At 70.2% G+C, this 22,169-nt stretch carries 21 protein-coding genes and 1 tRNA gene; 8 read left to right on the forward strand and 14 right to left on the reverse strand.

The window, feature by feature from the left end:
• The first annotated feature begins 23 nt into the window (after positions 1–23).
• The 4 genes from AC07TY_RS09175 (at position 24) to AC07TY_RS09190 (ending at position 2,858) form a co-directional block, all read left to right on the forward strand.
• Positions 24–836 carry an ABC transporter permease gene (locus AC07TY_RS09175; RefSeq protein ID WP_494785122.1) on the forward strand — a complete coding sequence of 271 codons (813 nt, stop codon included), beginning with the start codon at positions 24–26 and terminating at the stop codon, positions 834–836.
• Positions 836–1,591 (forward strand): ABC transporter ATP-binding protein, encoded by a 756-nt coding sequence (locus AC07TY_RS09180; RefSeq protein WP_123506160.1) that lies wholly within the window; start codon positions 836–838, stop codon positions 1,589–1,591. The genes AC07TY_RS09175 and AC07TY_RS09180 overlap by 1 nt, the downstream gene beginning before the upstream one ends.
• 9 nt (positions 1,592–1,600) lie before the next feature.
• Positions 1,601–2,470: a hypothetical protein gene (locus AC07TY_RS09185; protein ID WP_233579982.1), complete on the forward strand. Its 870-nt coding sequence runs from the start codon at positions 1,601–1,603 to the stop codon at positions 2,468–2,470.
• Between the two features lie 109 nt (positions 2,471–2,579).
• Complete coding sequence (locus AC07TY_RS09190) at positions 2,580–2,858, forward strand: hypothetical protein (protein ID WP_123506161.1); 279 nt, start codon at positions 2,580–2,582, stop codon at positions 2,856–2,858.
• Between the two features lie 82 nt (positions 2,859–2,940).
• On the opposite strand, the gene AC07TY_RS09195 is transcribed toward AC07TY_RS09190, so the two are convergent.
• The 6 genes from AC07TY_RS09195 to AC07TY_RS09220 form a co-directional block, all read right to left on the reverse strand.
• Positions 2,941–3,243, reverse strand: coding sequence for a helix-turn-helix domain-containing protein (locus AC07TY_RS09195; protein ID WP_158614209.1), 303 nt, complete (start codon positions 3,241–3,243; stop codon positions 2,941–2,943).
• Between the two features lie 92 nt (positions 3,244–3,335).
• Positions 3,336–4,640 carry a CDP-glycerol glycerophosphotransferase family protein gene (locus AC07TY_RS09200; RefSeq protein ID WP_494785123.1) on the reverse strand — a complete coding sequence of 435 codons (1,305 nt, stop codon included), beginning with the start codon at positions 4,638–4,640 and terminating at the stop codon, positions 3,336–3,338.
• Positions 4,641–4,700: 60 nt separating this feature from the next.
• Entirely contained in the window at positions 4,701–5,549 is an 849-nt protein-coding gene (locus tag AC07TY_RS09205) for a glycosyltransferase family 2 protein (RefSeq protein ID WP_494785124.1), read from the reverse strand.
• A 29-nt stretch (positions 5,550–5,578) separates the two neighbouring features.
• The gene (locus tag AC07TY_RS09210; protein WP_488625781.1) at positions 5,579–6,388 is read right to left on the reverse strand and encodes a CDP-alcohol phosphatidyltransferase family protein; all 810 of its coding nucleotides are present in this window, start codon (positions 6,386–6,388) and stop codon (positions 5,579–5,581) included.
• Between the two features lie 6 nt (positions 6,389–6,394).
• Complete coding sequence (locus tag AC07TY_RS09215; protein WP_494785125.1) at positions 6,395–7,438, reverse strand: glycosyltransferase family 2 protein; 1,044 nt, start codon at positions 7,436–7,438, stop codon at positions 6,395–6,397.
• Positions 7,439–7,541: 103 nt separating this feature from the next.
• A complete protein-coding gene (locus tag AC07TY_RS09220; RefSeq protein WP_494785126.1) occupies positions 7,542–9,218 on the reverse strand; it encodes a S1C family serine protease in 1,677 nt (558 codons plus the stop codon).
• A 60-nt stretch (positions 9,219–9,278) separates the two neighbouring features.
• Here AC07TY_RS09220 and AC07TY_RS09225 point away from each other — a divergent pair, with 60 nt between their 5' ends.
• Complete coding sequence (locus AC07TY_RS09225) at positions 9,279–10,478, forward strand: pyridoxal phosphate-dependent aminotransferase (RefSeq protein ID WP_494785127.1); 1,200 nt, start codon at positions 9,279–9,281, stop codon at positions 10,476–10,478.
• Positions 10,479–10,526: 48 nt separating this feature from the next.
• On the opposite strand, the gene AC07TY_RS09230 is transcribed toward AC07TY_RS09225, so the two are convergent.
• Entirely contained in the window at positions 10,527–11,366 is an 840-nt protein-coding gene (locus AC07TY_RS09230) for a carbon-nitrogen hydrolase family protein (RefSeq protein ID WP_494785128.1), read from the reverse strand.
• A gap of 47 nt (positions 11,367–11,413) precedes the next feature.
• Entirely contained in the window at positions 11,414–12,415 is a 1,002-nt protein-coding gene (locus AC07TY_RS09235) for a glycosyl hydrolase family 18 protein (protein ID WP_494785129.1), read from the reverse strand.
• A gap of 63 nt (positions 12,416–12,478) precedes the next feature.
• Here AC07TY_RS09235 and AC07TY_RS09240 point away from each other — a divergent pair, with 63 nt between their 5' ends.
• Positions 12,479–14,218: an AMP-binding protein gene (locus tag AC07TY_RS09240; protein ID WP_494785130.1), complete on the forward strand. Its 1,740-nt coding sequence runs from the start codon at positions 12,479–12,481 to the stop codon at positions 14,216–14,218.
• A 51-nt stretch (positions 14,219–14,269) separates the two neighbouring features.
• On the opposite strand, the gene AC07TY_RS09245 is transcribed toward AC07TY_RS09240, so the two are convergent.
• The 5 genes from AC07TY_RS09245 to mobA are packed head-to-tail and all read right to left on the reverse strand — an operon-like array spanning position 14,270 to position 19,530.
• Positions 14,270–16,564 (reverse strand): FdhF/YdeP family oxidoreductase, encoded by a 2,295-nt coding sequence (locus AC07TY_RS09245; protein ID WP_494785131.1) that lies wholly within the window; start codon positions 16,562–16,564, stop codon positions 14,270–14,272.
• Entirely contained in the window at positions 16,561–17,430 is an 870-nt protein-coding gene (fdhD, locus tag AC07TY_RS09250; RefSeq protein ID WP_488625773.1) for a formate dehydrogenase accessory sulfurtransferase FdhD, read from the reverse strand. Before fdhD ends, AC07TY_RS09245 begins: the two co-directional genes overlap by 4 nt.
• A 43-nt stretch (positions 17,431–17,473) precedes the next feature.
• Positions 17,474–18,643 (reverse strand): molybdopterin molybdotransferase MoeA, encoded by a 1,170-nt coding sequence (locus AC07TY_RS09255; protein ID WP_494785132.1) that lies wholly within the window; start codon positions 18,641–18,643, stop codon positions 17,474–17,476.
• Positions 18,640–18,897, reverse strand: a complete 258-nt coding sequence (locus AC07TY_RS09260; protein ID WP_158614211.1) for a DUF6457 domain-containing protein — start codon at positions 18,895–18,897, stop codon at positions 18,640–18,642. The genes AC07TY_RS09255 and AC07TY_RS09260 overlap by 4 nt, the downstream gene beginning before the upstream one ends.
• A gap of 9 nt (positions 18,898–18,906) precedes the next feature.
• A complete protein-coding gene (mobA, locus tag AC07TY_RS09265) occupies positions 18,907–19,530 on the reverse strand; it encodes a molybdenum cofactor guanylyltransferase (protein WP_494785133.1) in 624 nt (207 codons plus the stop codon).
• A 143-nt stretch (positions 19,531–19,673) separates the two neighbouring features.
• Between mobA and fdhA the strand changes: the two genes are divergently transcribed.
• Together fdhA and AC07TY_RS09275 are read left to right on the forward strand one after the other, a co-directional pair.
• Positions 19,674–20,897, forward strand: coding sequence for a formaldehyde dehydrogenase, glutathione-independent (gene fdhA / locus AC07TY_RS09270; protein ID WP_123506174.1), 1,224 nt, complete (start codon positions 19,674–19,676; stop codon positions 20,895–20,897).
• A 98-nt stretch (positions 20,898–20,995) separates the two neighbouring features.
• Positions 20,996–21,973, forward strand: coding sequence for a family 43 glycosylhydrolase (locus AC07TY_RS09275; RefSeq protein ID WP_494785134.1), 978 nt, complete (start codon positions 20,996–20,998; stop codon positions 21,971–21,973).
• Between the two features lie 93 nt (positions 21,974–22,066).
• Here AC07TY_RS09275 and AC07TY_RS09280 read toward each other — a convergent pair.
• Positions 22,067–22,140: transfer RNA gene (locus AC07TY_RS09280), tRNA-Met, on the reverse strand.
• Positions 22,141–22,169 lie beyond the last annotated feature (29 nt).

Here is a 22,169-nt window from a genome sequence, read left to right on the forward strand (position 1 = left end):
GCCCGTGATCGAATAGGACTCCCGTGACTGCACCAACCCTTCAGCCGAGCGCCCCCGCGCGCCCCCGACCCCGGGGGTTCACGCGGTACCGCCAGGTGCTGTGGCTGCTGACGAAGCGCGATCTCAAGGTCCGCTACTCGACCAACGTGCTCGGCTACCTGTGGTCGATCCTCGACCCGCTGCTGATGAGCGGGATCTACTTCTTCGTCTTCACGCAGGTGTTCCACCGCAACGTGGGCGAGAAGCCGTACATCGTGTTCCTGCTGAGCGGCCTGCTCGCCTGGCAGTGGTTCAACGGAACCGTCTCCGATGCCACCAAGGCGTTCACGTCCGATGCGAAGCTGGTGCGCTCCACGAAGATCCCGCGGACCATCTGGATGGGCCGGATAGTGATGTCGAAGGGCATCGAGTTCTTGCTGAGCCTGCCTGTCCTCGTCATCTTCGCCCTGGTCACGGGCGCGCCCGTGCACTGGCAGGTCGTCTACTTCCCGCTGGCCATCGTGCTGCAGGCGGTCCTCGTCACCGGACTCGGACTCATCATCGCGCCGCTCGTCGTGTTCTTCCGCGACCTCGAGCGAGCGGTGAAGCTGATCCTGCGCTTCCTCTTCTACGCATCGCCGATCATCTACAGCACGAAGAGCCTTCCCGAATCGTTTCACCTCGTCGCAGCCTTCAATCCGCTCAGCGGCATCTTCGGGCTCTACCGGTCGGCGTTCTTCCCCGACCAGCTCTCGCTGTGGGAGGTCGTCATCGGCGCTCTGCTCTCGTTCGTCATCCTCGGCGTCGGCGTCCTGGTGTTCCGCGCGTGCGAGCGCGCCGTGCTGAAGGAGATCTGATGTCGACCACGTCTCCCGTCATCCGCGTGGCCGATGCCGGCATCCGCTTCCGTCGCAACAAGAGGGCGCGCCGGTCGTTCAAGGACCTCTTCGCCGACAGCAGCCGGCGTTCGCGGCCGGGCGAGTTCTGGGCCCTCCGGGGCGTCACGTTCGACGTGCAGCCCGGCGAGTCGATCGGCGTCGTCGGCCGGAATGGCCAGGGCAAGTCGACCCTGCTCAAGCTCGTGGCGGAGGTCATGCTGCCCGACGAGGGCGCGATCGCGGTCGCCGACGGAGTGGCCCCCCTGATCGAGATCACCGGCGGCTTCGTCGGCGATCTCAGCGTCCGCGACAACGTCTACCTGACCGCCGGTCTCCACGGCATGTCCCGCACCGAGATCGACGAGGCCTTCGACGAGATCATCGGCTTCGCCGAGATCGAGTCGTTCATCGACACGCCGTACAAGCACCTGTCGAGCGGAATGAAGGTCAGGATCGCGTTCGCGGTCATCTCCCGCCTCGACGAGCCGATCATCCTGGTCGACGAGGTCCTGGCCGTCGGCGACCGCGCCTTCCGCGAGAAGTGCTACCGCCGCATCGAGGAGCTCCTCACAGCAGGCCGCACGCTGTTCTTCGTCTCGCACAACGAGAAGGACCTCCGTCGCTTCTGCACGCGCGGTCTCTACCTCGACAAGGGAGCCCTCGTCTTCGACGGGCCGATCGACGAGGCGCTGGCGAGGTACAACGCCGATCTCGCTCGCAAGTCTCAGGCGTAGGGTCGCGCAATGCGACGTTCCAAGAATCCTCCGGTCGACCAGCCCGAGACGACCGACCTCGAGAAGGCCCTGCCGCTGAAGGGCGAGGCGCTGCGCGAGACCGGGCGCGAGCTCACGGCCGACGTCGACAGCCCCGTCTGGCAGCGAAGCCTGAACCGGGTCCTCGCCGTCCAGCACCCCGTGGTCGAGTCGCACGTGCGGGCGCTCCGCCGCCGCCACCCCGACCACTCCCCCGAGCAGATTCTGCATACCCTCGAGCGCGAGTACCTGACGGCAGTCACGACCGGCGGGGCCGCCGTCGGTGCGAGCGCCGTCATCCCCGGCGTCGGCATCGGCGTCTCGCTGGCCCTGTCGGGCGCCGAGACGGCCTACTTCCTGGAGGCCACCGCCCTGTTCGCGCAGTCCGTCACCGAGGTGCACGGAATCGCCGTCACCGAGCCCGAGCGTGCGCGGACGATCGTCATGGCCATGATGCTGGGAGGCCCCGGGAGCGAGCTCGTACGCCAGCTCGCCGGCGAGGCCATGGGCACGGGCCCGGCCCGCTCGGCCTTCTGGGGCGACCTCGTCGCGAAGCGCCTCCCGCAGGCGGCCATGTCGAACCTGTCGGGGATGGTCCGCAAGGAGTTCACGAAGCGCTTCGTCCGTATGCAGAGCGCCACCATCGTGGGCCGGGCGATTCCCTTCGGCATCGGCGCCGTCGTCGGCGGCGTGGGCAACCACACGCTCGGCCGCAAGGTCGTCACCAGCTCGCGGACCGCATTCGGCCCCGCGCCGGCCGCCTTCCCGAGCGAGCTCGAGTCGAAGCCCGAGCACCGATCGCTGCTCCAGCGGCTCCCGTTCCCGATCGGACGCAGGCGCCGCGGCGACGCCGACCAGTAGCGCCGACTGCTCCTCCACAGGTGCCGTTCGACCGGGGTTATCCACCGATCGGACGTTGTCCACAGGGTCCGTGGTCGCGACGTCGGATGCCCCTCCTAGGGTCTCGGTCATGAGCACTCTTCCTTCGGCCTACGCCGTGCCCTTCTGGGTCGACCGCACTGATGAACCCCACGTCTATCGACTCGTCAACCTCGGCGACGAGCCTGTCCGGGGCGTCCGCGTGACGCTGCTCGGGTCGGGCCACCTCGTGCCCGTGGACCCCCGGCCTCTGCCGCCGGGGCGCACGCTGACGTTGACGCTCCTGGCCGTCGACAGCCGCGACTCGATCGCTGTGGTGCGCTGGTTTCGGCCCGACGGCGACGAGTACGTGTGGCGATTCGCGTTCTAGGGGCGCGAGACGCGGGCCACCGGGGGCGTGGAGTCTGCGGCGGGAGCGGCGTGAGCGCGCCGAGTCCTCGTCTGCTGCACGCTCAGGAGCGGCGGCGGCGCTGCTCGCGGACGTAGTCGGCGGCGCTGAACGCCTCGAGAAGGGGCGGCAGGTGGTCGGCGCCGAGCCCGGAGACGAACGCGGCCGGGTCGGCGTCGAGGACTGCGGCGAGCCGCACGATCGTGTGGAGGACCGGGTTGCCGATGCCGCGCTCGATCTTGCCGTAGTTCGAGACGTTCATGCCGGCGAGGTGCGCCACCTCGTCCTGGCTCAGGCCGAGGCGGAGGCGCTCAGTGCGAACACGCTCACCGAACAGTCGCGAGGCTTCAGACGCTGGATCAGGCACACCCCATGGATACGCGACTGGCTTTCGCATGTCCAGACGATATAAAATTAGGCGCTTCATGCCTCATTTATATATGCCCTATCAAGGAGAAATCAGAGAGAGTCGAGATCGTCATCGCCGCGTGCCAGGAAATCCTCGCCGGTGCCGATCTCCGATCCTGCCGCGTCGTCCGCCAGGGGCTGGGCACGGTCGTACTCGCTCCAGCGGTCGATGAGAACGGCGACGGCCGCCTCGAAGCGCCGGGTGGCCTCACCTGGGGACGTGTCGCCGAAGTGGTGCTCAGCCCAGAAGTCGAGGCGCGAGCGGGCGTCCTCGTCGCCGAGGACGGCCGCGACGAGCTGCTCGATATCGCCGGCCTGGTCGGCGGCGACCCACTCCGCCGAGCCGAGGTAGCCGCCCTCGTCGACTTCTGCCGCCGGCGAGACCGGCCGCGTGACGAGGAGGGGCTTGCCGGTCGCGAGCCGGTCGTAGACCATCGCCGAGATGTCGGTGATGGCGACGTCGGCCACGGCGAGCTGCCAGCCGAGCTCCGGGCCGTCGTCGTAGACGTGCTGGGCGGCCGGATCACGGCGGTTGGCGTCATCGATCGCCCGGACGATGCCCTCGTGAGCGGCCTTGTACCCGGCGTCGAGGACGCCGCTGCGCGGATGAGGGCGGTAGACGACGCGATGGCGTCCTGTTGCGAGCAGGGCGGGCACGAGCGCCGCGTGGGTCGCGATCGACCCGTAGGCGGCCGCTGCGCGGTCGCCCTCCCACGTCGGCGCGTAGAGCACGACGATGCGGTCGTCGGCTGTGAACGGCAGGACGCCGGCGAAGTGGTCGGCCTGCGGGCGGCCGATCATGATCGCCCTGCGGTCGAGGTCGTAGTCCCAGAGCTTCGCGCCGAGGCGCTGCAGAGCCGCCTTTCCGGCGACGAACGCATAGTCGTACGCCTTGAACTGGTTCGTCGTCATGTACATCTTGTCGCTCTCGCCGTGGTTGACGAAGACGTGCCACATGCGCCCGTACCGCATCATCTGGAAGTTGCGGGAGTTCTGGTTGACGTACAGCGTCATGGCGATCGGGTGGGCCTCGACGAATGCCTCGAGGTCGACGACCTGGCGGGCGTAGACGACCGGCACCGGCGACTCGTCGACGAGGGCCAGCATGGTGGCAGGATTGCGCACGACGATGGCCACCGGCACGGTCTCGGCCAGATGCGCGAGAGGTCCGTACCACTGGCGGATCTGGTACATGTTCACGGCGCCGTCGGCGAAGTAGACGGCGACGCGGACCGTCCCCGGCGCGGGCGCGACAGCCCGGACGTCGCGGCGGGCCAGATCGCGGCGGTTCCTGCGCGAGACGAGCAGGCGTCGGGCGAGACCGATGCCGAGTCCGAGATCTCGGAGAAGAGGCACTGGGGCTCCGTTCGAATCGGGGGTGTCAGCGGGCGGTGGTGGGGACGGCGGGGTGGGTCGTCACAGAACGGGCGGGCGGCCTGCGCGGGCCATTCGGAGGACGGTCCGCCACCCCATGGAACGCCGTCCACCCGGGGAGGTCGCCCAGCCCTCGCGCCAGCCCGCGAACCACGGGCCCAGGAGATCGGGGCGGCGCGCCCAACGGAGCACCTGCACGCCCGTCCAGGACGCCACGTAGACGGGCACGAGCGGCCACGGCAGGTTGCGCTTGGCGAGCCAGACGCGGTTGCGCGCGTTGAGGCGGTAGTACTGGCTGTGGCGGGCAGGATCGATGGCCGGGTGGTGCGCGGTCAGATCGCCGGCGTACCAGACCCGCTTGCCCTGGGCCCAGACGCGCCAGGCGAGCTCGACTCCCTCGTGCGCGTAGAAGTACGGCTCGCCCCAGCCGCCGCAGGCGTCGAACACGGCTCGCGGCATCAGGGTCGCGCCCTCCCACACCGAGAACACGTCGCTCGAATCGGTGGCGGAGCCCTTCCGCAGTCGCGGGATCCAACGCCTCGGGTCTCCCGCTCCCGCCGGGTCGGTGACCCGGGGCTGGAGGAGTCCGATATCGCCCGCCCTCTCGACGAGGCGAACGGCATCGGCGAGGAAGGTCGGCGACGAGAGCGAGGCGTCGTCGTCGAGGAAGAAGATCCAGTCGCCTGACACGGTCTCGGCGCCGCGGTTGCGCCCGCCGGGGATGCCGACGTTGTCGGGAAGGACCAGGGCGCGGACTCCGGCGGGCAGCGGCCCCGTTCCTGCGCCGTTGCCCACGCAGACCACGTCGAGCTCGACGCCCTCCTGCGACTGCACCGACGCGAGGCCCCGGAGGAGGTCGTCGGGTCGGCGACCCTGCGTCAGGCTGACCACGCCGATCGAGGGCCGCCCTGCGACAGGGGTCAGGAGCGCACCCGCTTCGACGACATGATCGCGACGAAGTGGCCGAGCAGGGCGAGCAGCGACAGCGGCACGAGCACCTGGAGGGCGATGCGGTCGACCGTCATCTGGCCGGCGAACAGGCCGACGACCGAGATCGCGAAGATGATGATCGTGAGCTCGACCGAGTGGTACAGGCGGTGGAACGGCACGAAGCGCGCGACCGAACGCGCCCGGGCCAGCAGGCGCCCGCTGGGGACGGTGATGCCGCCGCGCTTGTCTTCGAGCTTGTCGAGCCCGGCGTTCGCACGGGCGACGTGGACCATGTCGTTCAGGGCCTTGTTCAGCACGATGATGAGCGCCAGGGCGAGGCCCAGGGTGGTCCAGCGGTAGTCGGCCGGGACCTGGAACGGGAAGCCCGCCGCGCGGATGCCCAGCATCACGGGGATCAGCGCCTCGGTCGTGTAGTGGCCGACCTTGTCGAGGAAGACGCCCGCCGGCGACGACGTGCTGCGCCAGCGCGCGACCTCGCCGTCGCAGCAGTCGATGAGCATCTGCACCTGGCCGAGCACCAGCGCGAGCGCCGGACCGGCGATGCCGGGGATGAGCAGCGAGAAGGCGGTCGCCCAGCCGGCGAGGATCATGAAGCCGGTGACGCCGTTCGCCGTGATGCTCGTCTTCAGGAAGACCCAGGTGAGGTAGGGCGACACGTCGCGGAGGTAGAGCGACGCGGTCCAGTGCTCGGCGTTCGCCCGGCTGCGGACCTCGGGCGGCTGCGCGACGCGCTTGAGCTCGGCGATCGACGACGGTCTCGATCGTGTGGGTGTCGACATGCTTGCTTATCTTCCGACGTGCGCGGTGATGTTCTTGGTGAGTTTCAGGAACCCGGCGAAGAAGCCCGTTCCCCACCCGAAGTGGATGCACGGCAAGACTACGAGAAACCAGAGCTTGGCCCGGCCGCTCTCGTCTCGGGCGGCGGTGAAGGTCGCCGCCACGACGAAGACGGCGTAGACGGCGGGCGCGACGAAGCCGAGGAGGAGCCAGCCGGCCCACGAAGCCGTGGCTGCGCCCACGATCCCGACGAGGCCGGCGATCAGGCCCACGGTCACGGCAGCGACCATGACCGGAGGCACGAGGTACCGCAGGGAGCTCGACGAGGGGAAGCGCCGCACGAGCTCGCCGCGCCAGATGCCGGTCGCGACGAACTGCCGCACGAGGGTGCGCAGGCTCGGGCGAGGGCGGTAGGTGACCGTCAGGTGCGGGGTGAACCACACCGTGCCGCCGGTCGCCCGGAGGCGCCGGTTGAGCTCCCAGTCCTGGCCGCGCTTGATGTTCTCGTCGAACAGGCCGACCTCGATCAGGCGATGGCGCTGGAAGACGCCCAGGTAGGCCGTCTCGGCCGGGCCCTCCTTGCCGCCGACGTGGTGCGGAGTGCCGCCCAGCCCGACGCGGCTGCCGTAGGCGCGGGCGACGGCCTTCTCGAACGGCGTGCGGCCCTCGGCGCGCATGATGCCGCCGACGTTGTCGGCGCCGGAGCGCAGGAGCGTCTCGACTGCGACGCGCGTGTAATCGGTCGGCAGCACCGAGTGGGCGTCGACGCGGATGGTCACCGGGTGCTTCGACGCCTCGATGGCGACGTTGAGACCGGCCGGCGTCGACCCGACGGGGTTCGGGATGCTGCGGATGCGCGGGTCGGAGGCGGCGAGACGCGCGACGACCTCGTTCGTGCCGTCGACGCTCGGGCCGAGCGCGAGGATGACCTCGAAGGGGCCGTCGTGATCCTGCGCCACCAGGCTCGCGACAGCGGACTCGATCTCGCGGACCTCGTTCAGAACGGGCATGACGTACGAGACCCCGACTGTGCGGCTGTCTTCACTGCTCATGGCGTCCTGGGATTCGAAGCGCGACCAGGCGGCGGCGCGGGCATGGACCACGCGACCGGCCGGTCGCCGTCCGCGGAAATCCGGACGAGCCTATCAGGACGCCTCAGGCCTTGAGGGTTCCCAGGTCGACCGTGAGCGACTTCGTGCGGCCGTCGCGGATGTACGTCAGCGACGCCGTCGAGCCGCCCGCCAGCGTGCGCACCTGCGCGGTGAGGTCGGTCGCCCCGGTGATCGGGATGCCGTCGAACTTGGTGACGATGTCGCCCGCGCGCAGGCCGGCGGTCTCGGCGGCGCCGCCCGACGTCAGCGACTTGATGAGGGCGCCGGTGTGAGTGGCCGAGGTGTCGTTGGTCGCGTCGTCGACGCTCGCGCCGAGGAGTCCGTGAGTGGCTGACCCGGTGTCCTTGATGTCGTTGGCCACGCGCTCGACCAGGTTGGCCGGGATCGAGAAGCCGACGCCGATGCTGCCCGAGGCGCTCGACGACGAGCTCGAGCTGCCCGCGCTCGCGATCGCGACGTTGATGCCGATCAGCTTGCCGTCGGTGTCGAGCAGGGCGCCGCCCGAGTTGCCGGGGTTGATGCTGGCGTCGGTCTGGATGACGGGGAGCGAGATGGTCGAGCTGGTCGAGGTCGACGAGCCGCTGCCGTTGTCGAAGCTGAACGGGCCCTGGCCGTTGTTCTCGCTGCCGGACGACGAGTCGTCGCTCGAGTCGGGTGCGGCCGACGATGCGACCGTGATGCTGCGGTTGAGCGTCGACACGATGCCGTCGGTGACGGTGTTCGAGAGGCCGAGAGGAGCCCCGATAGCGACGGTGGTGTCGCCGACGTTGAGCTTCGACGAGTCGGCGAAGGCGATCGGGGTGAGCCCGGTCGCGTCGATCTTGATGACGGCGAGGTCGACGAGGGGGTCGGTGCCGATGAGCTTTCCCGAGTAGAGCTGGCCGCCCGAGGTCGTGACCCGGATGGTGCCCTTGGCGCTGGCGCCGTCGAGCGTGACGACATGCGTGTTCGTCACGATGTAGCCGTCGCCGGTGAGGACCACGCCCGAGCCGGTGCCGGCGGAGGTTCCGGCGGCGACGTCGATCGTCACGACCGACGGGGTCGCCTTCGCCGCCACGGCCGTGATGAGCGAGGCGTCTTTGTAGTGGCCGATCGAGAGCGTGTCGGAGGTGCCGCCGGTGGCGTCGTTCGAGCCGCGTGCGCCGAACAGCGCGTAGCCGCCGGTGGCGACGAGGGCGCCGATCACCGCGGCGACGACGGCGACGGCGACGAAGCCGCCCAGGCCGCGGCGGCGGGGACGGCGGGCGTCGGGCGCCTGCCAGCCGGAGGGCGCGGCCGAGGCCGTCGCGGCGTCGTACGACCAGGCACCCGGGGCGGCCGGGTTCACGTCGGCCTGCGGGGAGTTCGACAGTCCGGCGTACGCGGCCGAGTTCGAGCCGGCGTAGGCGGCGTGGTCGAGCGACGGCGGGGCGTGGTGCGCGCCGTCGGGCGCGGCGAAGCCCGTGTACGGCTTCGTGTCGGCGAGGGGCGCCGGGGTCTCGCCGGGAAGCGGCGGGGCGCCGAGGGCCGGCGGTGCGGTCGGCTCGGCGGGCCCGGTCGGCGTCTCGCCTGCAATCGGCTCGGTCGGCTGCTCGGCCCCGGGCGCGGCCGTCGGCTGCTCCCCCGTCTGACGAGAGGCCTCGTGAGGTGCCTGCCAGGCGTTCCGACCGTTCTCTGAGCCCTTGCCCGCTTCGCTGCCGGCGGCGTTGTCGGGGGTCTGCGGATCGGTGGGATCGGTCATGGTGCCACATCATAGGCGGGCTGCGTAAGGGTCAGCCGAGAAGGACGTTACGGTGGGCAGATGACCACTCTCGCCCCCTGGGAGCGCGCAGCCCGTGGCGCCATGCTCCTCGATTCGTCCGGCCGCATGGCCCCCACGATCTTCGCCGAGATGTCGGCGCTGGCGCAGGCGACCGGCTCCCTCAACCTGGGGCAGGGGTTCCCCGACGAGGACGGCCCGGCCGAGGTGCTCGAGGCCGCTCGTCAGGCGATCACGGACGGCATCAACCAGTACCCGCCGGGGCGCGGCATGCCCGTCCTCCTCGAAGCGGTGGCGGCGCACCAGAAGCGCTTCTACGGCATCGAGGTCGATCCGGGCAGCGAGGTGCTGGTCACAGCGGGCGCGACCGAGGCCATCGCGGCGACCCTCCTCGCCCTGGTCGACGCCGGCGACGAGGTGGTCACGCTCGAGCCGTTCTACGACTCGTACGGCGCGGTCATCGGCCTGGCCCGCGGCGAGCACCGCACCGTCCCGCTCCGGGGTGACGAGTTCCGGGTCGATCCCGACGAGCTGCGCCGCGCGATCACCGACAAGACGAAGGTGATCCTGGTCAACGACCCGCACAACCCGACCGGCTCCGTGCTCGACGCCGACACGAGGGCGCTCATCGTCGAGCTGGCGAACCGCCACGACGTCACCATCGTCTCGGACGAGGTCTACGAGCACCTCCTGTTCGACGGCGCGAAGCACGTGCCGATCTCCACTCTCCCGGGCGCCGCCGAGCGCACCGTCACGATCTCGAGCGGGGGCAAGTCGTTCTCGACGACGGGCTGGAAGATCGGCTGGCTCAGCGCTCGACCCGAGCTCGTCAGCCAGATCCTCGCGGTCAAGCAGTTCCTCACCTACGTCAACGGCGCCCCGTTCCAGCCCGCGATCGCGGTCGGCCTCGGCCTCCCCGACTCCTACTTCGACCAGCTCGCCGCCACGCTCCAGCACAAGCGAGACCTGCTGCGCACGGGCCTCGAGGCCGCGGGGTTCACGGTGTCGCGCCCCCAGGGCTCCTACTTCGTCGTCGCCGACGCCCGCCCGCTCGGCTACACCGACGCGGTCGACCTCTGCCGCCGCCTGCCCGAGCTCGCCGGCGTCGTCGGGGTGCCGATCTCGGCGTTCTGCCACGCCGACCTGGCCGACGAGTACTCGTCGCTGGTGAGGTTCGCGTTCTGCAAGCGCACGGAGGTGCTCGAGCAGGCTGCTCGGCAGCTCGCCTCGCTCGGCGGGTAGGTCTTCTTCGGGACGCAGGAACTCGGGTTCCTGCGTCGCATCTCGGGGCTACCCCGTGACGACGGGCGCGCCTTCGACGACCCGGAACCGTCGCAGCGCGAGAGCGGGGTTCACCCGGCGCACGCCGTCGATCCGCGCGCGAGTCACCTCGCCGAGCGCGATGCCGGCCTCGTCGCCGATCGCGGCGATCTCGACGCCGAACGGATCGACGACCATGCTGTTGCCGACGCCGACCGGGGGCACGTGGTCGGCGGCCGCGATGTACACGGTGTTCTCGATGGCCCGCGCAGTGACGAGCGTGCGCCAGTGGTGCTCCTTGAGCGGGCCGCGGACCCACTCGGCGGGCAGCAGCACCACCTCGACTCCGGCGTCGACGAGCGTGCGCGTCACCTCGGGGAAGCGGATGTCGTAGCAGGTCTGCAGCCCCACGATGAAGCCGCCGACCTCGAACGTCTCGGGCGCTTCGATGTCGCCCGGGACGACCCAGTCGGACTCCGTCGATCCGAACGCGTCGTAGAGGTGCAGCTTGCGGTACGTCGCCACGACCGAGCCGGTGGGAGCGACCGCGACGAGCGTGTTCGAGAACCGGTCGGTGCCGGTCGACTGGACGAGACCGGCGACGACGTGGATGCCGAGACGGGCTGCGATCCGCCCCAGCCCCGTGACGAACGGCCCGTCGAGCGGCTGCGCGAGCTCGATGTAGCGCGGCCCCAGATCGGGTTCGAAGAACGACGAGTACTCGGGGAAGACCGCGATGGCGGCGCCGCGGGCCGCTGCCCGCTCGGCCAGCCGCTCGATCTCGGCGAGGTTCTCCTCGGGGTCCGCGCCGGGGGCGAACTGCCCGACGGCTACGAGCATGCTGTCGCTGGATCGGGGATCGACGCTCATGCGGCCACTGTAGCCGTCGGGGCAAGACGGCGAGAGTGCCGTCGCGGTCAGCGGGTGAGGGCGTCCGAGAGCCCCAGGCTCCAGACCGCGACGCCGCCGAGCTTCAGGTGCTTCGCGTACGCCAGGCGCGCTCGGTACGACCTGGCGTCGGACCACCAGATCGTGGTGCCGCTGGACAGCGTGGCGTGCCACTCGGCCTGCGCGGCGCTCCACTTCGCGGTGGCGCGGTCGCGCTTCACGATGGCGCGGGCGCGGGCGTCCGAGAGCTGCTCGCCGTCGCCATGCTTCGGCCAGGTGTAGCCGTAGCCCGCGATGCCGAGCTGGAGCTTCGAGGCCGGCACGGCCTTGCGGAGGGGCGCCAGCGACTCCTTCACCCACGGCAGGCCGCCGACGGCGCCGGCGCCCGACCAGCCGGGTCCGTGCTCGTCGTAGGCCATCAGCACGATGTGGTCGGCGGCGCGCCCGAGGGGCGCCATGTCGTAGCCGAGGGCGGCGTACCCGCCGGTCGACGCCATGATGCAGACCGAGACGCTCGTGCCGGCACCCAGGGCCTTGTTCAACTCGGACACGAACCGCGTCAGACCGGCCGCGTGCGCGTCGGAGAGGCTCTCGAGGTCGACCGTGACGCCGTCCCAGCCGTGGGCCCTGACCTCGGCCGCCAGGTCGCCGACCACTGCGTCGATGTGCGTGCGGGAGCCGAGGAGGGCGTCGCCGATGGCGGGCGAGAAGTCTCCGAGATCGCCGTCGAAGTTGCCCACCAGCAGCTCGGCCTTCTCGGAGCGGGCGTGAGCGGCCTTCACGAGGTCGAGCGCCTCGGTCGACACCGGCGTGATCGAGCCCCCGTCGGAGGTGACGTTCACGCCGTCGATGCCGATCGTCGTCAGCGCCGACCGGCTCGCGTCGAGCTTCGCCGTGCTGGTCGAGCCCGCCTCGGCGTACCCGACGACCTGGGGCGGGGTGGCGGCCTGGGCGCTGGAGCAGCCGGCGGTCAGAACGACGAGGGCGGCGAGCGCGGCCGTCACGAGGCGGGCGGATCGGGTCGGCAGCATCGGATCAGGTTACGACCTCGTCGGGCTCGCGAGCTCCCATCGTTCCTGGAGCATGATCGTTCCATGCGTTCCGTACCGAGCACCGATGCCTACCGCGCCGCCCGAGATCAGCTCCTCCGCGCCCTCGACGAGGGCACGCCCGCGAGCTTCCGCTGGCCCGACGTCGGCCCCGAGTTCAACTGGGCCACCGACTGGTTCGACGTCATCGCCGACGGCAACGACCGAGTCGCGCTCTGGATCGTCGAGGAGGACGGCACCGAGTCGACGAACACGTTCGCCGAGATGGCCCGGCGCTCCGACCGGCTGGCCACGCACCTGAGCCGTCTCGGCGTCGCTCAGGGCGACCACGTGCTGCTGATGCTCGGCAATCAGGCGGAGCTCTGGGAGACCATGCTCGCCGTCATGAAGCTGGGCGCCGTGATCCTGCCCACGTCGACGATGCTCGAGGCGCACGATCTGCAGGATCGCGTCGTCCGCGGGAGCGTCGCCCACGTCATCACCACCGTCGGCGAGGCCCCCAAGTTCGATGCCGTCGACGGCGACTTCGGCCGCATCGTCATCGGCGGCGCAGTCGACGGCTGGAGCGACTATCCCGATTCGCTCGTCGAGCCGGATGAGGCGGGGCCCGCACGCCCGAGCGTCCTGACCCGAGCCGACGATCCGTGCCTGATCTACTTCACCTCGGGCACGACCTCGAAGCCGAAGATGGTCGTCCACACCCACACGTCGTATCCCGTGGGGCATCTCAGCACCATGTACTGGCTGGGGCTCGCGCCGGGCGACGTGCAGCTGGCGATCAGCTCGCCCGGCTGGGGAAAGCACGCGTGGAGCTGCTTCTTCTCGCCCTGGATCGCCGAGTCGACCGTCTTCGTCTTCAACTACGGCCGCTTCGACGCCAAGGGCCTCCTCGCGCAGCTCGAGCGCGCGCAGGTGACGACGTTCTGCGCGCCGCCGACGGTCTGGCGCCTCCTGATCCAGGCCGACCTGGGCCCCCGCCCGTCGGCTCTCCGCGAGATCGTGTCGGCCGGCGAGCCCCTCAACCCGGAGGTCATCGCCCGCGTGGGCGACGCGTGGGGTCTGACGATTCGCGACGGCTACGGACAGACCGAGACGACCGCCATCATCGGCAACCCGCCGGGGTCGGCCGTCAAGCCCGGCTCGATGGGACTCCCGCTCCCCGGCGTGACGGTGACCCTCCTGGACCCGCTCACCGGCGAGCCCGGCGACGAGGGCGAGGTCTGCCTCGATCTCGCCGATCGGCCCCTCAACCTCATGGCGGGCTACTTCGGCGATCCTGCGCGCACCTCCGACTCGATGCGCGACGGGTTCTTCCACACCGGCGACGTCGCGTCACGCGACGAGGACGGATTCATCACGTTCATCGGCCGCACCGACGACATCTTCAAGTCGTCCGACTACAAGGTGTCGCCCTTCGAGGTGGAGAGCGTCCTGCTCGAGCACCCCGCGGTGGCCGAGTCGGCGGTCGTGCCCGCACCCGACGACGTCAAGTTGAACGTGGTAAAGGCGTACGTGACTCTGGCGGCGGGCTGGGAACCGAGCGCGGAGACCGCTCTCGCAGTCCTCAGCCACGCCCGGACGGCCCTCCCCGCCTACGAGCGGGTGCGGCGGGTCGAGTTCGGGCCGCTGCCGAAGACGATCTCGGGCAAGATCCGCCGAGTGGAGCTGCGCGACCGCGAAGAGCAGGCGGCGCTAGCCGGTGGCGAGCCGTTGGCCGACGAGTGGCGCGACGGCCAGTTTCCCGAACTCGTTGGCGGCCGAGCATCGGCCTCGCGGCCGCGCTGAGGCGACGGCCGGATCGCCGGTCGCCCTCGGGCCGGCCCGGCCGGAGCCCGTCTAGTCGGAGGACGCCACGACGCTGACCAGCACGGCTTTCGACACGGGGGTGTTGCTGCCGAGAGCGGCGCTGTCGAGAGGCACGAGCACGTTCGCCTCGGGGAAGTAGGCGGCCGCGCACCCGCGGGCGGTCGGGTAGGCGACCGCCCGGTAGCCGCGGAGAGCCCGCTCGACGTCGTCGGGCCAGTCGGTGATGACGTCGACGCGCTGTCCGTCGACGAGGCCGAGGTCGGCGAGGTCGGCGGGGTTGACGAACACGACCTCGCGGCCCTTCTTGATGCCGCGATAGCGGTCGTTGAGGCTGTAGATGGTCGTGTTGTACTGGTCGTGCGACCGCAGGGTCTGGAGCAGCAGCCGCCCCTCGGGCCGCTCGACGTGCTCGAGGTGGTTGACCGTGATCTCTGCCCTGCCGCTCGCGGTCGTGAACGTGCGGGAGTCGCGCGGGCCGTTCGGCAGCACGAAGCCGTCACGGCTGCGGACACGCTCGCTGTACCGCTCGAAGCCGGGCACGACACGGCTGATGTGGTCGCGGATCACGTCGTAGTCGTCTTCGAACGACTGCCAGTCGACCGGTACGCGGTCCGCGAGCGTGGCCCGCGCGAGGCGGGCGACGATGGCGACCTCGGAGAGCAGGCCGGCCGCGACCGGAGGCACCTGGCCGTGGCTGCCGTGCACGGAGCAGACGGTGTCCTCCACGGACACGAACTGCGGGCCCGCCTTCTGGATGTCGATCTCCGTTCGTCCCATGGTGGGCAGGATGAGCGCCTCCGCACCGACGACGGCGTGCGAGCGGTTCAGCTTCGTCGACACCTGGACGGTCATCTCGGTGCCCCGCATGGCCTTCTCGGCCAGCTGCGTGTCGGAGATGGCCGCGACGAGGTTTCCGCCGAGGCCCATCCAGAACTTGATGTCGCCGTCGCGCATCGCCTTGATCCCGTCGAGCGCGTCGACGCCGTGCTTGCGCGGGGGCTCGAAGTGGAACTCGTCGCGGAGGGCGTCGAGGAAGGTGTCCGACATCTGCTCCCAGATGCCCATCGTGCGATCTCCCTGCACGTTGCTGTGCCCGCGGATCGGCGACGCGCCGGCGCCCGGCCTGCCGATGTTGCCCCGGAGCAGCAGGAGGTTCAGGATCTCCTTGATCGTGTCGACGGCCTTCCGGTGCTGGGTGATGCCCATCGCCCAGGTGATGATCACGCGCTCCGAGTGGATGTAGCGGTCGGCGAGCTCGTCGATCTCCGCAAGCGAGAGGCCGGTGGCGAGAAGCACCTCGTCGTCGTCCACCGCGGCGATGTGCTCCGCGAACGCATCGAATCCTCCGCAGTACTCGTCGATGAAGTCGTGGTCGAGCACGGTCCCGGGCGCTGCCGCCTCGGCGGCGAGCACGCGCTTGGACACGGCCTGCAGGAGGGCCATGTCGCCTCCGAGCCGGATCTGCACGAACTGGTCGGCCATCTCCGTGCCGCGGCCCAGGACGCCGGCCACTCGCTGCGGGTTCTTGTAGCGGCGGAGACCTGCCTCGGGGAGCGGGTTCACCGCGACGATCTTCGCGCCGTTCCGCTTGGCGTCCTCGAGCGCGGTGAGCATCCGCGGGTGGTTCGTTCCCGGGTTCTGGCCCATCACGATGATGAGGTCGGCCTTCTCGAAGTCGTCGTAGGCGATGGTCGACTTGCCGATGCCGACGACCTCGCTCATCGCCGTGCCCGTCGACTCGTGGCACATGTTCGAGCAGTCGGGGAGGTTGTTCGTGCCGAAGGCGCGGACGAAGAGCTGGTAGGCGAAGGCGGCCTCGTTCGAGGTGCGACCGGAGGTGTAGAAGGAAGCCTCATCCGGGCTCGCCAGCGAGTTGAGCTTCTCGCCGATGACCTCGAAGGCGCGCTCCCAGCTGACCTCCTCGTAGTGCTCGCTGTCGGCCGGCTTGTAGACCGGCTTCGACAGGCGTCCCTGCATCCCGAGCCAGTACTCCGACTTGTCGAGCAGGTCGTCGATGGAGTGCTCCGCCCAGAAAGACGAAGGCACGAGGACGGGCGTCGCCTCCCAGGTGACCGCCTTGGCCCCGTTCTCGCAGAATTCCGCCACCTTGCGATGCGCAGGATCGGGCCAGGCGCAGCTCATGCAGTCGAAGCCGTCCTTCTGGTTCAAGGACGTCATCAGCTTCACGGTGCGGGCGAGGCCGAGCTGCTTGATCGCCGGCTCCATCGAGTGGAGCACCCCCGGCACTCCGGCGGCCCACTCGCGGGGCTCCCCGACTTCGAGGTGGTCGTCGCTGACGTCGTGGACGGGAGGCTTCTCGGTCATGCGATGCTCTCCATCGGTCGAGTTTCAGCAGTCGCCGTGGCGGCGAGTCGATCGGGGCGGGAGTAGACGACCATGCTCGCACCGCGCAGGAACCCGACGATGGTCACGCCGAGCTCGGTCGCCAGATCGACGGCCAGTGACGAGGGTGCGGAGACAGCCGCCATCATCGGGATGCCCGCCATCGACGCCTTCTGCGTCAGCTCGAACGAGGCTCGTCCCGACACCATGAGCACCATGCCGGTCAGCGGCAGCAGGTTCTCCTTGACGGCCCAGCCGACCACCTTGTCGACAGCGTTGTGCCGGCCGACGTCCTCGCGGAGAACCAGCAGGCGTCCGGTCCGCCCGTCGAAGAGCGCTGCCGCATGGAGGCCTCCGGTCTTCTCGAACACGTCCTGACCGGCCCGGAGGAGGTCCGGGAACGTGGCGAGCAGCTCAGGGTCGACCACGAGCGGGTCGTGCAGCACGCCGTGCTGCGACTTCGTCCGCACCGCGTCTATCGACGCCTTGCCGCACAGCCCGCAGGAGCTCGTGGTGTAGAAGGCCCGTTCGAGGGAGGGATCCGGGGCGGGAACGCCCGGTGCCAGAGTCACGTCGAGCACGTTGTACGTGTTCAGGCCCTCGTCGGTCGCGCCGGCGCAGTAGCGGGCCGCCGAGAACTCGTCTCCGCGCGAGATGACGCCTTCCGAGACCAGGAAACCCGCAGCCAGGTCGAAGTCGTGGCCGGGCGTCCGCATGGTGATGGCCAGCGACTGCCCGCCGACGCGGATCTCGAGTGGCTCCTCGACCGCGAGAGTGTCCGTCGTCGAACGCCTCTCGCCGCCGACGGTCAGGCGTGTCACGTGCTTGCGTGCGGTGATGCGTCCCATGACTCATGGTCTACCCCTCCGGGGCACGGTCTGGGAAGACGGCTCACCAGGGAAGATCCAGTGAGGGCACGGAATCACCCGCGCGGGCCCCGCCTTCGGGGACCAGGAGGATCCCGTCGGCGTCGGCCAGCCCCCGGAGCATCGCCGACGACTGGCGGGGCTGCGGAAGCGCACCTGCGAGCGTCTGCCGGTAGGCCTGCACGAGCACTCCCCCTCGCGGGTGGCTGACGTCGGCGGCGAGGTCCACTGTGCTCGGCACGGCCACCGTACGGCCGAGCAGGCCGTCGATCAGCGGTACGCCGACGACGACAAGGGCGACCATGGCCGCCATCGGGTTGCCGGGGAGGCAGAGGTGCAGGGTCGAGCCTCGGCGCGCGATCATCGTCGGCTGGCCGGGGCGCATCGCGACGCGGTCGACGACGAGCTCGGCGCCGAGGCGTGCGAGGGCCGCTCGGACATGGTCGGTGCTGCTGTGCGCCGTGCCCCCGGTCGTGATGACGAGTGCGAGATCGGGGCGGTCGAGAGCCGCGACGGTGGCATCGAGGTCGTCGGCGACCCGGACGGCCGAGTCCGCAACGGCGCCGAGACGGCGCAGGACATCGGGCAGCTGCACGGTGAAGACGTCCCGGACGGTACCGGGTGCGGGCACGCCCTCAGACACGATCTCGTCGCCGAGCACCGCGATGCCCACCCGAGGCGGGGTCGCGACGGTCACGGTGTCGAGCCCGCAGACGGCGGCGACCGCGACGCGCGGAGGCGTGAGGACGACACCCGTCTCGAACAGCAGATCGCCGGGCGTGGTCTCCTCGCCCGCGACGCGGATGTGGCGCGGAGCCGCGGGAGGGCCGTCGTCGACCAGACGGCCGTCGGCTATCCGTCCGGACTCCGAACGCAGGACGCGTTCCGCGCCGAGGGGAACGGCTGCTCCTGTCGTGATGGGGCGAGCGACGCCAGGCGCCAGCGGTCGGGAGTCGATCACGGGACCGGCGACGATCGGCTCGCCGAGAATCCAGGGCCCGGCAGCCGAGACGGCCCAGCCGTCCATGGCGGCGGCATCGAAGCCCGGCACGAGCCCGGGCGAGCGCAGAGGGGCGGCGAGGGTGCGGAAGGCCGCTGAGGTCAGGGGAACCGTCTCGGCGGTGGCCCGGAGGGCTGATCCTGCATCGAAGGCCGCGCAGCGAACCTCGCTCCACGTACCGCCCGCCAGCGTCACTCCGGGTCGGCCGTGGCCAGGCGCCGCGCGGTCGCGAACGCGCGGTCGAGGGCCTCCGGTGAGCCGCCGTCCAGACCGGCTGCGAGACCGACGAGGAATGTCGTCAGAGGTGCGGCCGGGCGCGCGACGCCGTGCGCTGCATCCCGGGCCAGGTCGAGCACGGCGGGGATGTCGGCGGCGAAGCCGGGCGGCAGAGGGAGAGCCTCGGTGAGCGTCTTCGCCCACGCCTCGAGCTCGGCAGGTGTCTCGGTCATGGCCTCCACCTAACCAGCCGTCGACTCGGGCGCGCCCACGACACCCCATCGCCGGGCATCGTCGACCGTGTCGACGTCGGCGCACAATTCGGTCGGCACCGCGACGTCGATCAGTCCGACGCCGTCGAGCATGCGACGAAGGGAGAGGTTCGCGAGGCCGACCGAGCTGGACAGAGCGGCGAGGCGCTCGTCGAGCTCAGCCCGGCGGTAGAGGGCGAGGAGGGGCTGACGGCGGACATCGTCGTCGACGGCGATCCAGCCGTCGGCCATCCCGCCGTCGGATCCCGCAGACGCGCCGTCCAGGAGCACCCGTACCGCCTCCGGCGCGCGGGGCAGGTCGCACGCCAGCACGAGGACGAACTCCGACGCCGCCTCGGGCACCGCCGCGAGACCCGCGGCGACGGCGGCGACCGGGCCCGACCACGGCGGGTGCTCCCGGGTCGCCACCGAACCGGCCGGCGTCTCGCGGCCGTCGCGCAACCCCACGACGACTCGAGCGGCCGCAGCACCCGCCGCCTCGACCGCCAGATCGAGCAGAGTCGACCCGCCGGTCGTGAATGCCGTCTTGTCGAGACCGCCGACGCGGGACGCCCGGCCTCCGGCGAGGAGGACGGCGTCGAACGCGAGGGACATGTGACCCATCCTGCTCGCCTGCAGGCTCGCTGTCTGGCTCCATCCGTCTGCCAGCGGACCTGGGAGGAAACCGGCGAACATGTCGGCAGCGGACGTAGCATCAGCGCGACGGCCGTCAGAGGCCGATGGATCAAGGAGGATTCATGTCAGGAAACAGAGCAGTCGCCTACAAGGGCCCGGGCGAGGTCGAGGTCATCGACACCGACTACCCCGAGTTCGAGCTCAAGGACGGACCGGGGGTGAACCCGGCCAACGTGGGCCGCAAGGTGCCGCACGGCGCCATTCTGCGCACGGTCGCCACGAACATCTGCGGCTCGGACCAGCACATGGTCCGAGGTCGCACCACAGCACCTGCGAACCTCGTGCTCGGGCACGAGATCACCGGCGAAGTGGTCGAGGTCGGGCCGGGAGTCGAGTTCATCAAGGTCGGCGACCTCGTCTCAGTGCCGTTCAACATCTCGTGCGGGCGCTGCAAGAACTGCATCGAGCGGAAGACCGGCATCTGCCTGAACGTCAACCCGGACAGACCCGGCAGTGCCTACGGCTACGTCGACATGGGCGGGTGGGTCGGCGGGCAGGCCGAGTACGTGCTCGTGCCGTACGCCGACTGGAACCTGCTGAAGTTCCCCGACAAGGACCAGGCGCTCGAGAAGATCATGGACCTCACGATGCTGTCCGACATCTTCCCGACCGGGTTCCACGGCGCTGTCACCGCGGGTGTCGGCGTGGGCTCCACCGTCTACGTCGCCGGCGCCGGTCCCGTCGGCCTGGCCGCGGCGACCAGCGCGCTGCTCCTGGGCGCCGCAGCCGTCATCGTCGGCGACATGAACGAGGGCAGGCTCGCCCAGGCCAGGAGCTTCGGCTGCGAGACGGTCGACCTGAGCCAGGGCGGCCCGGCCGAGCAGATCGAGCAGATCCTCGGGGTACCCGAGGTCGACTGCGCGGTGGACGCGGTCGGGTTCGAGGCGAAGGGGCATGGACACGACGCCAAGGAGGCGCCGGCGACCGTCCTGAACTCGCTCATGGACATCACGGCCGCCGGCGGTGCGATGGGCATTCCCGGGCTGTACGTGACCGGCGACCCGGGTGCGTCCGACGAGGCGGCAAAGAAGGGCTCCCTCTCGCTGTCACTCGGCACGGGGTGGGCGAAGTCTCTCTCGTTCACGACCGGCCAGTGCCCCGTCATGAAGTACAACCGCGGGCTGATGAACGCGATCCTGCACGATCGCGTCCACATCGCCAAGAACGTGAACGCCACGGCGATCACCCTCGAGGACGCCCCCCGCGGCTACAAGGAGTTCGACGCGGGAGCCGCGACGAAGTACGTGCTCAACCCCAACGGGTACCTGGACGGCAAGGCCGCCTGAGTCCTGAGACGGGCGCGGCGTCGACCCCGCGAGAACGAGAAAGGCCCCCTCACCGAGACGACTCGTGTTGAGAGGGCCTTTCTGCGAGGGGCCGGCGCATGCTGGAAGGCATGCACATCGACGACGAGGCGACTTTCAACCGGGCTGGATCCGTTCGGATCTTGGGGGCTCCCTGGGGCGACAGCTCACGACGAGGACGCCCCTACGCCAAGGACCCGTCGGTCGTCCGCTTCCAGGGCCGCTACCTGATGTACTTCTCGCTGCCGTCGCAGGACGACGACCGCGCTGAGGGATGGTCAGTGGCCGTGGCTGAGAGCGACGACCTCGTGGCCTGGAACACGATCGCCGTCCTGCCCCCGTTCGGCGACTACGACGCCACCGGTGCTGCGGCTCCCGGAGCGGTCGTCATCGACGGCAGGGTCCACCTGTTCTTCCAGACCTACGGAAACGGCCGAGACGACGCGATCTGCCATGCCGCGAGCGACGACGGAACCGTCTTCACCGCGAACCCGCAGAACCCCGTGTTCTCCCCCACGGGCGCTTGGACCTGCGGGCGCGCCATCGACGCCGACCTGGTAGTAGCCGGCGACCACCTCCTGATGGCCTGGGTCACTCGGGATCCCGAGATGCGAATCCAGATGGTCGGAACCGCGAGAGCACCGCTCGGCAGCGCATACGGGCCGGAGGACTGGGAGCAGCTGTCCGTCGACGGGCCCGCTCTCGCCCCCGAGCTGCCCTGGGAGCAGGAGTGCATCGAGGCGCCCGCCCTCCGGTGGGACGGCACGACCTTCACGATGTTCTACGCCGGCGCCTACAACAACCGGCCCCAGCAGATCGGCTGGGCGACGAGCCCCGACGGCCGCACGTGGACCCGCGGTTCTGACGAACCGCTCATCCCCGCCGGCCGAGACGGCGAGTGGAACAGCTCGGAGTCAGGCCACCCCGGGTACCTCCGCGACCACGACGGCCAGGAGTACCTCACGTTCCAAGGCAATCCCGACGACGGACGCACCTGGTATCTGGCCACCACGCGACTCGAGTTCGACGGCCCCGACCCGACCGTCGACATCGTCTGACCACCGCGCTCCGCGCTCCGGATGAGCGCGGCGGCGGGGAAAGACGAAGGGCCCCCTGATCAGGTATCACCTGATCAGGGGGCCTTTCTCTTGTTGCGGGGGCAGGATTTGAACCTACGACCTCTGGGTTATGAGCCCAGCGAGCTACCGAACTGCTCCACCCCGCGGCACAAGAAATGACTCTATCACGCGGATT

This window comes from Frondihabitans sp. GW821-FHT04F02, assembly GCF_059420045.1.